Consider the following 13,488-nt stretch of genomic DNA (forward strand, 5'->3'; position numbering starts at 1 on the left):
CGGCTCGATTCTGGACCACAACTCATCGTCCACCAGCCACGGTCGAGCACTTCGCTTACTCACACCCCAGCAACTGACGCAGCCATCCGAAGGACACGGCTACTTACGTTGCGTTAGGAGCTCTTAGGGGATCCGACACGGGGTTGAGACTTCAGCGTCCGACACGAGCGGCGACATCCTGCAAATCGAGCTGCGTGACTGGATCGTGCCCGTCGACGGCGCCCGCTACTCCGGTGACAGGCACCTGGCCACCAACAGCAGCCTTCCCTCGCACGACGAGCACGCCGCGACGCAGGTCACTCATCGGGTGCTCGACTTCCTCGACCGCATCACATGGTCCGGCACCCTCGTGAATCCGAGGGCGCCGGGCACACACCAATCAGCGTGCTCCCAGCTCGGCCAACCCTTGAGGGGACCTGCACCCATCATGGCTCCGCTGTACTGCGATGCTCATCAGCCCGGAGACGACGGAGTCGGGGCGGAAACGCGGCGGCCCCGCCGGGCGCCTGCTGGCCGGCCCGGCGGGGCCCGGCGGCCTTTCTCAGATCCGGTCGGCGGCGATCAGCAGGTACTGGAAGCTGCCGTTGCGGTACGCGGTCAGAAAGGTTTCCTCAATGCCGGTGACCAGGTGGTCGGCCTGGGCGCGCAGTTCCCAGTACGGGAGGGTGGCCTCGGTGAGGTCCTCGACGTGCACGGGGACCAGCCGGTGGCGGGACATCGCGCGGAAGTACGCCGATCGCGGGTGGATGTCGCAGATGTAGTGGGCGTTGATGAGGGACACCTCGCGGGAGGCGCGCCCGTAGGCGTCGTTGTAGCAGCCGGTGATCACCACGTAGCGGCCGCCGCGCCGCAGCAGCCGGGCGTGCTCGGCGAACAGCAGGTCCAGCTCGACGTACATGGTCGACTCGTTGTTCCAGGACGCGGCGTACGCGCCGGTGGGAAAGCCCGTGTCGAGCATGTTGCGGTGGTGGTAGCGGACCTTGTCGTCGATACCGCGCTTGCGGGCCTGCTCGTTGGCGAAGTCGGCCTGCTTGGCGGAGATGGTGGCCCCGTCGCTGTGGCAGCCGTGTCGCAGGTGCGCGACCACGCTTCCGCCGCCGCGTCCGCAGCCGGCGTCGAAGACACGGTCGCCGGGTGTCAGGGCGCCGAGGTGGGAGGCCAGGAGTTCCGCCTGGGCGTGTTCGAGGCGGTGCAGTTCGCCGGTGAGGCGTTCGCGGCGCCGGACGGGGTCCGGTTCGTCCAGTACGGACCGGTCGGCCTCCCCGATGCCGTAGTGGTGGTGGTACAGGTCGTCGATCTTGCCGAGCTCCAGGTTGACCGGGTTCTCCTCGGCGTTCCAGTAGTCCGCGACGCGGGCCTGGTACGTGGACTGGGTCGGCATGAGCGGGCGTGCGGCGGGGGCGTGCGCAGTGGTCAACGGTGACTCCTTGCCGTGGTGCGCTGGATCGGTCTACCAGTAGTTGGGCAGGTGGTAGCGGTCGCTGTTGGTGGCGTGCCATTCGTGGTTGCCGGCCACCCAGTCGGACAGGCTCCGGGTGTAGCGCTCCACGAGGGGGGAGGCCGCGGCCAGCTCGGCCGCCTCCGTCTCGTACGCCTCCATGATCTGGTTGTGGATGTCGACGCTCTTGAGGTAGGCGGCCTTCAGGCCGCGCCGGTCGTTGGCGGCCACCACCTGGGGCAGGTTCAGGTGGTCCGGGTCGCTCGCCAGCTCCTTGGTGAAGGAGTACAGGTCGTTGACGACGGTGGTGGCGTTGCAGGCCAGGGCGGTGATCCGCTGGATCTCCGGACGGGCGTACACGGCCTCGGGCAGCTCGTAGCCGTCCACGGCGTCGACGATCGACAGGCAAGGGCGGAAGTTGTTGAACTGCCGCATGACCAGGTACTCCCAGACACGCGGCATGTGCCGTGCCTCCGCCCAGGACGCCTCGGCGAGATAGCCGAGGTGCAGGCGGCCCATGTCGTGGACGAACCGGTCGGTCTGGCTGGGGGTCGCCAGGGCCGCGTAGTCCTTCAGGGCCCAGTAGTACGAGCGCAGGGGCCCGTCGGCCTGCACTCCCTCGCGCCACTCCGCCTCCGTCTCCGGGGTGCCGTGGAACGGGTCCAGGGCCGACTGGGCGATGATCAGCCGGCCGCCCAGGCCGCGGCGCGCGCCGCCCTTGCCCTCGTCCTCCTCGCAGTAGCAGGTGTCGACGATGTTCTCGGCCAGCAGCAGTTTGCCCGCGGCGGTGAGGCGTTCGAGGTCGGCCGCGCGGGGATGTTGCAGGACGACGGCCCGGCCGAACTGGAAGCCGGTGAAGTCGCCGGTCCACTGCGCGGGGAACAGGTCCAGCCCGCGGGCCCAGTCCTCCAGCCTGCGGTCGATCTCCGCGGCCTTCTCCGGGTCGGCCGGGGCGGCCGGCCGGTACCTCAGCCCGGGGACGGCGCCGCCGCGCCGGGTCGGCCGGGTGCGGGCGAGGCTCGGCGGGCCGGGCATCCTGAACGCGGCGGTGGCGGTCGTACTGGATGTGCTCATGGTCCGTACTCCACTGGTCAGTCGGCGGTCCGGCCGAGCTGGACGTTCTCCAGGACACCGGCCGCGTCCGGCACGAGGACGGCCAGCGAGTAGTAGGCGGTGACGAGGTAGTTGATGACCGCGGCCTGGTCGATGCCCATGAAGCGGACGTTCAGGCCGGGCTGGTGCTCCTCGGGGAGACCCGTCTGGTGGAGACCGACGACGCCCTGGTCGGCCTCGCCGGTCCGCAGCGCGATGATGCTGCTGGTGTGTGACGCGCCGACGGGGATCTTGCCGCACGGAAAGATCGGGACGCCGCGCCAGGCCGGGACCTGGTGCCCGTCGACGTCCGCCGAGCCCGGAACCAGGCCGCGCTTGTTGCACTGCCGGAAGAAGGCGGCGATCGCCTTCGGGTGGGCCAGGAACAACCGGGTCTTACGGCGCATGGACAGCAGCTCGTCCATGTCGTCGGGGGTGGGCGGGCCGGTGTGGGTACTGATGCGCTGCCCGTAGTCGATGGTGTGCAGCAGTCCGAACTCCCGGTTGTTCACCAGCTCCCACTCCTGGCGCTCGCGGATCTCCTCCACCGTCAGCCGAAGTTGCTGCTGCGTCTGGTCCATCGGTTCGTTGTAGAGATCGGCGACGCGGGAGTGCACGCGCAGCACGCTCTGGGTCAGTGAGAGCTCGTACTCCCGCGGGGTGAGGTCGTAATCGACGTATCCGCCGAGCAGTGACGGTTCGCCGACGTGTCCCGCCCGCACCGGTACGTCCGCCTCGCCCCGGCGGTTCATCGGCCGCCGCTGCCGTTCCGCGTACGCGGTCAGATGCGCGGCCAGGGAGGGCGCGCGGTCGGTGAACTCCCGGAGCGCGTCCCAGGGCAGCGCCAGCAGGACGCCGGCGGTGTCCGCCCGGACCGACGTCGGCCACCGCGGGTCGGGGCGGCCGATCGCCTCGTCCCCGATCTGGTCGCCGTCCGTGACGACACCGACGACCTCCTCCTCGCCGTACTTGCCGGGTGCGTAGCGGGCGAACCGCCCGTGGACGACGAGGTACGCCTCGGAGACGGGCTGCCCCGCCTCGCAGAGGACCTGACCGGCCCGGACCTCGCGGACCCGGAAGCGTCCGGCGATCTCCTTGAGCACCTCGGTGTCGGAGTAACCGCGCAGGACGGGCAGCTCGGTGAGGGTCTGCGGGATCACCTTGATGTCGTCCGCGCCGTTGTGCTCGAACTGGACGCGGCCACGGCCGGTACGGAGCTGCAGGCGCCGGTTGACCCGGTAGGTGCCACCCTTGACGTCCACCCACGGCAGCATTTTCAGCAGCCATCGGGAGGTGATGGCCTGCATCTGGGGCCGGGTCTTGGTGGTGGTCGCCAGTTGGCGTGCGGCCTGGGTGCCGAGGCTGGTGAGCGCGCTGTCCGCGGACGGGTCGGGAGCGCTCTCTTCGGCTGCGGAACCGGGGACACGGTCGGGGACGCGGTCCGGTACGGGCACATTTCCTCCGGAGGTGAACAGGGGTGAGGGGAACGGCCGTTGGTGAACAAGAGGGCCGTGTGCGGCCATAAGCGAAACAGGTGGAAGTGTGCCGCCGGTACGGCGTGAAAGGGGGCGTCCTTGCGTCTGCGAGGCATAAACATCTGATGGTGGGACAAAGGGGCGCGTGGCGCTGGTGTGCGCCCCCTCCGGAGGGCTGGGAGCGGCTGGCGGGTGTCGCGGCGGTCAGCGGCCCCGGTGCTGAAGTCCGGGGCCGCGTACGGCGGTTGTCGCGGCCGTGGGTCAGTACTGGTGGCTCGGGAAGTCGAGGTATCCGGTGTCGCCGCCCGTGTACCACGTCTCCGGGTCGGCCTCGCGCAGCGGCAGCCCGGCACGGAAGCGTTCCACCAGGTCGGGGTTGGCGATGTAGGGACGGCCGTAACTGATCAGGTCCGCACCGAGGCCGAGCCAGTGTTCACCGCTCTCCTGGTCGCCCGGCCGCGGACCGATCTGCCCGCCCGGGTTGAGGATGAACGCGCTCGGCCACGCCTTGCGCAACGCGACGAGCAGCTCTTCCTCCGCCGTGGCCAGTAGGTGCACGTAAGCGAGGCCGAGCGGAGCCAGGGCGTCGAACAGGGCCCCGTACAGTCCCGGAACGTCCTCCTCGGCCATGTCCCAGACGGTCCCGCCGGGGGAGAGCCGGATGCCGACGCGGTCGGCGCCGATGGCGTCGGCGGCGGCCTCCGCGGCCTCGACGGCGAAACGGATGCGGCCGGCGACGGAACCGCCGTAGGCGTCGGTGCGCAGGTTCGCGTTCGAGGAGAGGAACTGCTGGATGAGGTAGCCGTTGGCCCCGTGCAGCTCGACGCCGTCGAAGCCGGCGTCGACCGCCCGCCGCGCGGCGTCCGCGAAGACGCGGACCTCGCCCCGGACTTCGGCCGTCGACAAGGCGCGGGGCACGGGAGCAGGACGCCGCCCCTTGGGGCCGGTGAACAGCTCGGACTTCAGGGCGACCGCGGACGGCGCCACAGGGTGGTACCCGACGACATCCGGATGTCCGACCCGGCCGCCGTGCATGAGCTGGGCGAAGATCCGGCCGCCGCTGGCGTGCACCGCTCGGGTCACCGGTTGCCAGGCGGCGACCTGCGCGTCGTTGTGCAGACCGGGCGTGTACGGGTTGGACTGGCCCTGCGCGCTCGGCTGCACACCTTCGCTGACGATCAGTCCGGCGGTCGCCCGCTGCGCGTAGTAGGCCGCCGCCGTACGGTTCGGTATGCCGTCGGCGGCGGCTCGGGCCCGTGTCATCGGGGCCATCACCAGACGGTTGGGCAGTCGGAGGCCGCCGAGCGGGAAACTGTCGAAGAAGCTGGTCACAGGGGTGTCCTTTGCTTTCGCAGTGAGTGGGGTGGGGCGTGCGTTCGCTACGCTAAAAGCTGACGTCGACGTCAGAGGCAAGCTGTGTGAGCCGGAACACTCAGGGGGCACGATGATGCGGATCGGTGAACTCGCCACCAGGGCGGGCGTGAGCGTGCGGGCTCTGCGCTATTACGAGGAGCAGGGACTGCTCACCTCGGAGCGCAGCGCCAGCGGTCAGCGGCTCTATCCGGAGGGTGCGGTCTTCCGCGTAGGGACGATCCAGGAGCTCTACGCCGCAGGGCTGTCCAGCAAGTCGATCCGGACGATGCTGCCGTGCGTCGACAACGGTCAGGTCACCCCGGAGCTGCTCGCCTGGTTCTCGGCCGAGCGGGAGAAGCTCGACCGGCGGATCGGAGACCTGGTGGGCACCCGGGACCGGCTCGACGCGATCATCGCCGCCTCCACCGAGTCGTGGCAGACCGGGGTTCCCTGCCGCTCCGAGTGAGCGCGCAGAGTGGGCTCGGCACCGGGGAGCGGGGTGCGGGCGGGCGTGTGGCGGGGGCGCGGCAACGACGACCGGCGACAAGCACGACGCACGGACGACGGCCGGTGCGGGGGAGTGAGGGCGCGCGGCGAAGGCCGGACTCCCGACGGCCGCCTCAGTCCTCCCGCTGCCGCCCACCCTCGTACGGCAGCAGGTCAGGACGCTTCGGCGCACGGCCGTCCCCGCTGGACCGGCCGGTCAGGCGCCGGCCGATCCACGGCACGAGGTGCTGCCGCGCGAAGCGCACGTCCGCGGTGCGCCGGGCCGCCCATCCCGGTGGGACGAAGGCGGGCAGCGGCGCGTCCCAGTCGGACTCGGCGGGCAGACCGAGCGCCTGCCAGACGGCCTCGGCCACCCGCTCGTGCCCCGCCCTGTTCAGGTGGAGCCGGTCCTCGGCCCACATCCGGGGGTCGGCCAGGGCGCGGGAGGAGAAGAGGTCCACCACGATCGCGTGGTGCTGCGCGGCCAGCGCGTCGATGTGCGCGAAGAGCTGTTCCATACGGGGCCGGAACCGCTCCAGGACCGGCCCCTGCCGGCCGGGGCTGCGCATCAGGACGAGCTGTCCGCAGTCCTTGGCCAGCCGTCCCGCGGCCTCCTCCAGGAGGGCGCAGACCCGGTCCACGTCGCACTTGGGCCGCAGTACGTCGTTCAGTCCGCCCACCAGCGTGACCAGGTCCGCGCCGGTCGCGGCCGCCGGACCGGTCTGCTCGTCGAGGATCTGCCCGATCAGCTTGCCGCGCACCGCGAGGTTGGCGTAGCGGAAGCCGGGGGTGCGGGCCGCGAGCCGGGCGGCCAGTAGATCCGCCCAGCCCCGGTACGAGCCGTCCGGCAGGGCGTCGGACATGCCCTCGGTGAAGCTGTCGCCCACCGCGACGAAACTGGTGTAGGTGGCATTGATCTCCATGGCGGAGGAATCCTACCTCCGGGACGCGCCCCCGGCCGGAGCGGCCTTCTCGGGCTGCTGCTGGAGCACCAGCTCGCGCAGCACGTCCTCCATCGTGACCAGGCCCGCCAGCCGTCCGTCGGTGCCGATGACCGCCGCCAGATGCGTACGGGAGGCACGCATCGCCGACAGGACGTCGTCGAGCGGTGTGCCGGCCCGTACCCGGGCGATCGGCCGCAGCGCGGAGAGCGGGAACGGAAGATCCCGCGGCGAGGCGTCCAGCGCGTCCTTGACGTGCAGATATCCCAGGATGCGCCGGGTGCTGTCGACGACCGGGAAGCGCGAGAAACCGGACGTCGCGGTCAGCTCCTCCACCCCTTCCGGCGTGATGCCCAGCCGGGCCGTGACGACCTTCTCCACGGGTACGACCACGTCGGCGACCGGGCGGCGGCCCAGCTCCAGGGCGTCCCGCAGGCGCTCCTTCGCCCGGTCGTCCAGCAGCCCCGCGGCCTGCGAGTCCTCGACCATCTTCGCGAGCTGGTCGTCCGAGAACGTCGCGGCCACCTCGTCCTTCGCCTCCACCCGCAGCAGCCGCAGCAGCGCGTTGGCGAACGTGTTGATCGCGAAGATCACCGGCCGCAGCGCGCGGGTCAGCGCGACCAGCGGCGGCCCCAGCAGCAGCGCGGTACGCACCGGCTCGGCCAGCGCGACATTCTTCGGCACCATCTCGCCGAAGAGCATGTGCAGATACGTCGCCACGGCCAGCGCAAGGACGAAGGAGACCGGGTGGACCAGGGCGTCCGGCATGCCGACCACGTCGAAGACCGGCTCCAGGAGGTGGGCGATGGCGGGCTCGGCGACAGCGCCGAGCACCAGGGTGCACAGGGTGATGCCCAGCTGCGCGGCCGCCATCACGCCGGAGACGTGCTGGAGCCCCCACAGGACCCGGTCCGCACGGCGGTCGCCGTCCTCGGCGTACGGCTCGATCTGGCTGCGGCGCACCGAGATCATGGCGAATTCGGCGCCCACGAAGAACGCGTTGACGACCAGCGTGAGCAGGCCGATGAACAACTGGAGCGCGGTCATCGGGTCTCCTCCCCGGTCTCGTCGTCGCTGTCCGGCAGCGGCGCGTGCAGCAGTACCAGCGCCGCGCGGTGGCCGGAGGCGTCCAGGACGTCCATCCGCCAGCCCGCGGCCTCCAGGCTGTCCCCGGCGGCCGGGATCCGGCCCAGTTCGGTGGCGATCAGGCCGGCCAGGGTCTCGTACGGGCCCTCCGGCAGCTTCAGGCCGATCTGTTCGAGCTGGTCGGTGCGGACCGCGCCGTCCGCCTCGTAGCGGGCGCGGCCGTCCGCGTCCTCGCCCGCCGGGGCCAGGTCCGGCGTCTCCATCGGGTCGTGCTCGTCGCGTACCTCGCCGACGACCTCCTCGACGATGTCCTCCAGCGTGACGACGCCCGCCGTACCGCCGTACTCGTCGATGACCACGGCCATCGTCTGCCGGCCGGACAGCCGGTCCAGGAGCCGGTCGACGGTCAGCGTCTCCGGTACGAGCAGCGGCTCGCGCAGCAGCTCGGCGACCGGGTGGCGCAGGCGCCGCTCGGCGGGGACGGCCAGGACGTCCTTGATGTGCGCGACGCCCACCACGGTGTCCAGGCTGCCGCGGTAGACGGGGAAGCGGGACAGGCCGGTGGCGCGCGTCGCGACGGCCACGTCCTCCGCCGTGGACTGCACGTCCAGGGCGGTGACCTGCACGCGCGGCGTCATCACGTTCTCGGCGGTCAGGTCGGCCAGGGCGAGGGTGCGGACGAACAGCTCGGCGGTGTCCGGCTCCAGGGCGCCCTCCTTGGCGGAGTGCCTGGCCAGCGCGACCAGCTCCTGCGGGCCGCGGGCGGAGGCCAGCTCCTCGGCGGGCTCCATGCCCATCCGGCGGATCATCCGGTTCGCGGTGTTGTTCAGATGCCCGATGAGCGGCTTGAAAGCGGCACTGAAGCCGCGCTGCGCGGTGGCGACCCGGCGGGCGACGGGCAGCGGACTGGAGATGGCCCAGTTCTTGGGGACCAGCTCGCCGATGACCATCAGGAGGACCGTGGAGACGGCCGTACCGAGGACCAGGGCCACGGAGTCACCGGCGGCGGGCGGCAGGCCGAGGGCGTCGAGCGGGCCGGCCAGCAGGGCGGCGATCGACGGTTTGGCGAGCATGCCGATGACCAGGCCGGTCACGGTGATGCCGAGCTGGGCGCCGGACAGCTGGAAGGTCAGGCCGCGGACGGCCGTGAGCGCGCTGTCCGCGCCCCGTTCGCCGCGCTCCGCGGCACGTTCGAGGTCGCTGCGCTCGACGGTCGTCAACGAGAACTCGGCCGCGACGAAGACGCCGCAGGCCAGGGTCAGGAGCAGGGCCACGGCCAGGAGGAGCAGCTCGGTCATCGGGTCACCTCCGTCCCATGATCGAACAGGACCGGGAGGTTCGCGCCTCGGGCGCGGACGGAACGACAACTGGGAGGCTCGCCCATGGCTGGACGCTCACTCCTTTCATTGGAAGACGGGGGAAGCATCCATGGTAAAGGATGAGCAAAACAGGTGGTGAGCCGTCGGGCGGCGGGTGCGGGGGAGCGGCGGGCCGGGCCGGGTCAGGCCCGTACCAGCGGTTTCACCCAGCGGCGCCAGTGGTCCTCGCGCCGGTAGCCGGCGGCCGACCACGCTCGCTGGGCCCGCTCGTTCGATTCCAGGACCATGGCGTCCCCACGCCGGCCCCGCACGGCCAGGAAGCGCCGCTCGGCCGCTTCGAGCAGCGCCGTCGCCACCCCCTGGCGGCGGTGCGAGGGCAGCACCGCGAGCCGGTACAGCGAACACCGCCAGCCGTCGTACCCGGCGATGACGGAGCCCACCAGGGCCCCGTCGGACTCCGCGAGGATCAGGGCCTGCGGGTCCCGGCCGATCAGCCGGGTCACCCCGTCCACGTCGTCCGTGATGGAGGTGCCCTCCGCGGCCGCGCGCCAGAAGGCGAGCACGGCCTGCGCGTCGTCCGGTACGGCCGTCCGTATCTGAAGATCGATCATGTGCGTGAGCCAAGCACGGAACGGCGGGGCGCCGCCATCGGCTTCCGGACTCCGAGACGGCGTGCCCGTACGGACCGGAGGCCGCGCGTCCGGGCCCGAACGGCGGGCCGCAGCCCGGCCGGCCGCGCTAACTTCCCTTGAGCATTTCGATCACCGGCGCGAACGCCTCCATGGAGGGGCTCAGCACGGTGATGTAGGAGAAGCCGTAGCGCTCACGGTGCTCACGGAGCTGTTCGGCCATCTGCGCGACCGTGCCGAACAGGAAGGTCGGGATGTCCAGGGCCTGTTCCTCGTCCACACCGAGGCCGTGCGCGGCGATCTCGCGTGCGGGGGTGCGCCGGTCGTCGGTGACCGTGACCCGCTGGACCAGGATGTTCAGTTCGGCCGGTGCCGGGCGGTCCGCGGCGGCCCGGCGGTAGACGGTGAGCGTGGCGTCGAGTTCGTCCGGCGTCAGGAGTGCGAGGGTGCCCTCCGGTTCGCCGGGCGCGGCCCGGCCGCCGGTGAAGGCCACGATGTCGGCGTGCCGGGCGGCGAGGCGCAGCATGCGCGGGCCGTTGCCACCGATCAGCAGGGGCGGCCGGGGCTGCTGGGCCGTCTTCGGCTCGTGCTCCGGGTCGCCCAGGAGCCGGTCCAACTCCTCGACCGTACGGGCGAGATGGTCCACCCGTTCGCCGGGGGTGCCCCAGGGCAGGCCCGCCTTGTCGTGCTCGGCGCGTACGTAGCCGGTGCCCAGGCCCAGTTCGAGCCTGCCGTCGGTGAGCAGATCGGTGGTGGCCACCTCGCGGGCGAGCAGGGCCGGGTTCCAGAAGCCCGCGTTGAGGACGAAGGTGCCCAGCCGCGGGCGCTCGGTGGCCTCGGCGGCGGCGACCAGCGCGGGAAACGGCGCGGGCCAGCTCAGGTGGTCCGGTACAAGCAGCACGTCGTACCCCAGGGCCTCGGCCCGGCGGCACTTCTGCCGCCAGGCGGGCCCGGTTTCGATGGTGAGCATGTTGACGCCGAAGCGGAACGGGCGTGGCATGGGTCCCCCTCGGGATGCGGGATGCGGGATGCGGGATGCGGGATGCGGGAAGCGGAATGTGGGTCGGTGCCGGTCGGCGGCGGGCGCGCCGGTCACTCATGGGCTATGGCGGCCAGTACGTCGAGCCGGGACGCGCGCAGCGCGGGCAGCAGGGCCGCCAGCAGCCCGACCAGGACCGATCCGACCACCACCGCGGCCACCGTGGCCCACGGCACCGCCAACGACGGCAGGCCCTCCAGCGCCAGCACCCGCTGCGTGGCGACTCCCCAGACCAGCCCGAGGCCGAGCCCGAGGACCGCGCCGAACAGGGCGATCACCACCGACTCCAGCCGGATCATCCGGCGCAGCTGCTTGCGCGACAGGCCGACGGCGCGCAGCAGCCCGATCTCACGGGTGCGCTCCACGACCGCCAGCGCCAGCGTGTTGACGACGCCCAGCACCGCGATGACGACGGCCAGCCCCAGCAGCCCGTACAGCAGGTTGAGCAGTCCCTGGATCTGACCACTGACCAGCTCCTTGTAGTCGGCCCGGTCGTGCACCTGGACCTGCGGGAACGGCTTGAGCGCCGACTCCAGGGCGGCCCGCAGCCGCGCCGGGTCGGTGCCGTCCGCGGCGTTCACGTACAGCACGGAATTCTGCCCGCCCGGCGCGTACTTCTCCAGGGTGGCCATGCCCATGAAGACACCGCCCCGGGTGCCGGGCCCGGAACCGGCGTTCTCGGTCAGCGCGCCGACCGTGAAACGGGCGGGCTTCCCCGACGGCAGCACCGCGTCCAGCCGGCTGCCCACCCGCAGGCCGTGTTCCCGCGCGAACTCCGCCTGGATGCCGACCCGCCCGGGCGCCAGCGCCGCCGCGGTGTTCCCCGCCGCGTACGTCACCTTCGCCACGGCGTCGAAGTCCCGGTCGAAGGCTCCGGCCACCGTCGTGACCGTCCGGCCGCCCGGCAGCAGCAGCTTCAGCGGGACGATCCGCTGGCGTACGACCGTGCCGGCCCCCGGGGCAGCGCGCACCCGGTCGGTGATCTCGTCGGAGAACGGCGCGAACGACGGGTTCTGCACGACGAAATCGGCGCCCAGCGTCCGGTCGATCTGCCGGGCGATCGAAGCGGCCGCCGACGCCCCGGCGACCGACAGCCCGGTCACCAGCGCCAGCCCCACCATCAGGGCCGCCGCCGTCGCCCCCGTACGGCGGGGATTGCGCAGCGCGTTGCGGCGGCTCATCCGTCCCACCGTGCCGAACACCGGCTCCAGGCCCCGCCCGAACAGGCGGATCACCGGGCGCACCAGCAGCGGCCCCGCGATCACCCCGGCCACCAGTGTCAGCAGGACCCCGAGCGCCAGCAGCGACCCGGCGACCGCCGTACGGTCACTCAGCGCGCACCCCGCCAGCGCGGCCGTGCCCGCCGCGCCCACCAGCGATCCGGCGGTGGCGCGCAGGCGCAACGGCCGCCCGGCACCGGGCAGTTCCAGGTCGGCGAGGGCGGCCATCGGGGAGATCCGGCCCGCCCGCAGCGCCGGGAGCAGCGCGGCGACGAAGGTCACGCCCACCCCGACGGCGTACGCGGCGACCACCGTCGGCCAGTTCAGCACCAGGTCGGCGGCGTCCAGCCGCAGCCCGAACCAGCCCATCGCGATGACCAGCAGCACCGCGAGGCCGACGCCCGCCGCCAGCCCGGCCGTGGCACCGAAGACGCCCAGCAGCAACGCCTCCAGCAGCACCGAACGGCGCACCTGGCGGCGGTCGGCGCCGAGCGCCCGCAGCAGGCCCAGCTCCCGGGTGCGCTGCGCGATCAGCATCGAGAAGGTGTTGACGATCAGGAAGACGCCGACCAGCACGGCGACCCCCGCGAAGCCCACCATCATGTACTTCAGCACGCTCAGGGCATCACCCAGCTGATCGGCCTGCGTCTTCCGCTGCTCGGCCCGCGTCCGGATGTCGTACGCGGCGGCGTCGGCCCCCAGCGCGGCGCGGATCCGGCGTTCGACCACGCTGTCCGGCACGCCGGGCGCGGCGTCCACGGACACCCCGGTCGCCTGGTCGGTGCTGCCCAGCAGGCCGCGCTGGGCAGCCCTGGTCTCCAGGAGGACCAGGGAGGAGCCCGGGTTGGTGGTGGTGAAGGCGGCGATGCCGACGATCCGTACGGGGAAAGTGCCCGGCGGGGCGATGACGTGCAGTGTGTCACCGATCCGCAGGCCTGCCCGGTCCGCGGTGTCCCGGTCGACCATCGCTTCGCCCGGACCGCGCGGCGGGCGGCCCTCGGTCACCCGTACCGGGCTGCGCTCGCCCGGGGCCCAGTTGGCGGCGATGGACGGCGCGTTCCGGGCCGGCCCCACCGGCCTGTTGCGGGCGTCGGTGACGGTGACCCGCTCCACCTGTACGTCGAGCTGCGCGTCCGCCACCCCCTGCACCCCGGCGACCCGGTTCCGCAGGGCGGCCGGCACGGTCGGGGTCGCGGCCGCGCCGATGCCGCCCGGTGCGTCGAAGTCCTGCCGCGGCGCGATCCGGACGTCCGAGGCGGTCGAGGCGAAGAGGCGGTCGAAGGTGGCGCCCGTGGTGTCCGAGAAGATCAGGCTGCCCACCACGAACGCCACCGAGAGCACCACGGCGAGGGCGGAGAGCAGCAGCCGGCCCTTGTGTGCGAAGAAGCTGCGGAGCGTGGCCCGTAACAC

At 72.1% G+C, this 13,488-nt stretch carries 11 protein-coding genes; 1 reads left to right on the forward strand and 10 read right to left on the reverse strand.

Going from position 1 to position 13,488, the window contains the following annotated elements:
- Nucleotides 1–541: 541 nt before the first annotated feature.
- From JXZ78_RS38555 to JXZ78_RS38570, 4 genes are all read right to left on the reverse strand, one after another.
- Complete coding sequence (locus JXZ78_RS38555; RefSeq protein WP_050502024.1) at nt 542–1,381, reverse strand: geranyl diphosphate 2-C-methyltransferase; 840 nt, start codon at nt 1,379–1,381, stop codon at nt 542–544.
- Between the two features lie 69 nt (nt 1,382–1,450).
- Entirely contained in the window at nt 1,451–2,512 is a 1,062-nt protein-coding gene (locus JXZ78_RS38560) for a family 2 encapsulin nanocompartment cargo protein terpene cyclase (protein ID WP_030017636.1), read from the reverse strand.
- Nucleotides 2,513–2,529: 17 nt separating this feature from the next.
- Nucleotides 2,530–3,984, reverse strand: a complete 1,455-nt coding sequence (locus JXZ78_RS38565; RefSeq protein WP_030017637.1) for a family 2B encapsulin nanocompartment shell protein — start codon at nt 3,982–3,984, stop codon at nt 2,530–2,532.
- 282 nt (nt 3,985–4,266) lie between these two features.
- Nucleotides 4,267–5,337, reverse strand: coding sequence for an alkene reductase (locus JXZ78_RS38570; RefSeq protein WP_030017638.1), 1,071 nt, complete (start codon nt 5,335–5,337; stop codon nt 4,267–4,269).
- A 115-nt stretch (nt 5,338–5,452) separates the two neighbouring features.
- On the opposite strand from JXZ78_RS38570, the gene JXZ78_RS38575 reads away from it, so the two are divergent.
- Nucleotides 5,453–5,824, forward strand: a complete 372-nt coding sequence (locus JXZ78_RS38575) for a MerR family transcriptional regulator (RefSeq protein ID WP_078623943.1) — start codon at nt 5,453–5,455, stop codon at nt 5,822–5,824.
- Between the two features lie 154 nt (nt 5,825–5,978).
- On the opposite strand, the gene JXZ78_RS38580 is transcribed toward JXZ78_RS38575, so the two are convergent.
- The 6 genes from JXZ78_RS38580 to JXZ78_RS38605 all read right to left on the reverse strand — a co-directional run bounded on the left by JXZ78_RS38580 (nt 5,979) and on the right by JXZ78_RS38605 (nt 13,488).
- Entirely contained in the window at nt 5,979–6,767 is a 789-nt protein-coding gene (locus tag JXZ78_RS38580; RefSeq protein WP_030017640.1) for an SGNH/GDSL hydrolase family protein, read from the reverse strand.
- A gap of 12 nt (nt 6,768–6,779) precedes the next feature.
- Complete coding sequence (locus JXZ78_RS38585) at nt 6,780–7,832, reverse strand: hemolysin family protein (protein WP_050502022.1); 1,053 nt, start codon at nt 7,830–7,832, stop codon at nt 6,780–6,782.
- Nucleotides 7,829–9,169, reverse strand: coding sequence for a hemolysin family protein (locus JXZ78_RS38590; RefSeq protein ID WP_030017642.1), 1,341 nt, complete (start codon nt 9,167–9,169; stop codon nt 7,829–7,831). Before JXZ78_RS38590 ends, JXZ78_RS38585 begins: the two co-directional genes overlap by 4 nt.
- Before the next feature lie 203 nt (nt 9,170–9,372).
- Nucleotides 9,373–9,801: a GNAT family N-acetyltransferase gene (locus JXZ78_RS38595; RefSeq protein WP_030017644.1), complete on the reverse strand. Its 429-nt coding sequence runs from the start codon at nt 9,799–9,801 to the stop codon at nt 9,373–9,375.
- A 127-nt stretch (nt 9,802–9,928) separates the two neighbouring features.
- A complete protein-coding gene (locus tag JXZ78_RS38600; RefSeq protein ID WP_030017645.1) occupies nt 9,929–10,819 on the reverse strand; it encodes an LLM class F420-dependent oxidoreductase in 891 nt (296 codons plus the stop codon).
- A gap of 92 nt (nt 10,820–10,911) precedes the next feature.
- Nucleotides 10,912–13,488 (reverse strand): ABC transporter permease, encoded by a 2,577-nt coding sequence (locus JXZ78_RS38605; RefSeq protein WP_030017646.1) that lies wholly within the window; start codon nt 13,486–13,488, stop codon nt 10,912–10,914.

This window comes from Streptomyces monomycini (genome assembly GCF_022271435.1).
GTDB lineage: Bacteria > Actinomycetota > Actinomycetes > Streptomycetales > Streptomycetaceae > Streptomyces > Streptomyces monomycini.

Excerpts from the sequence above, each read along its gene's own strand:
- JXZ78_RS38585 (WP_050502022.1), bottom strand. The coding sequence starts at position 7,832 with ATGACCGCGCTCCAGTTGTTCATCGGCCTGCTCACGCTGGTCGTCAAC.
- JXZ78_RS38560 (WP_030017636.1), bottom strand. The coding sequence starts at position 2,512 with ATGAGCACATCCAGTACGACCGCCACCGCCGCGTTCAGGATGCCCGGC.
- JXZ78_RS38590 (WP_030017642.1), bottom strand. The coding sequence starts at position 9,169 with ATGACCGAGCTGCTCCTCCTGGCCGTGGCCCTGCTCCTGACCCTGGCC.
- JXZ78_RS38600 (WP_030017645.1), bottom strand. The coding sequence starts at position 10,819 with ATGCCACGCCCGTTCCGCTTCGGCGTCAACATGCTCACCATCGAAACC.
- JXZ78_RS38555 (WP_050502024.1), bottom strand. The coding sequence starts at position 1,381 with ATGCCGACCCAGTCCACGTACCAGGCCCGCGTCGCGGACTACTGGAAC.
- JXZ78_RS38595 (WP_030017644.1), bottom strand. The coding sequence starts at position 9,801 with ATGATCGATCTTCAGATACGGACGGCCGTACCGGACGACGCGCAGGCC.
- JXZ78_RS38580 (WP_030017640.1), bottom strand. The coding sequence starts at position 6,767 with ATGGAGATCAATGCCACCTACACCAGTTTCGTCGCGGTGGGCGACAGC.
- JXZ78_RS38575 (WP_078623943.1), top strand. The coding sequence starts at position 5,453 with ATGCGGATCGGTGAACTCGCCACCAGGGCGGGCGTGAGCGTGCGGGCT.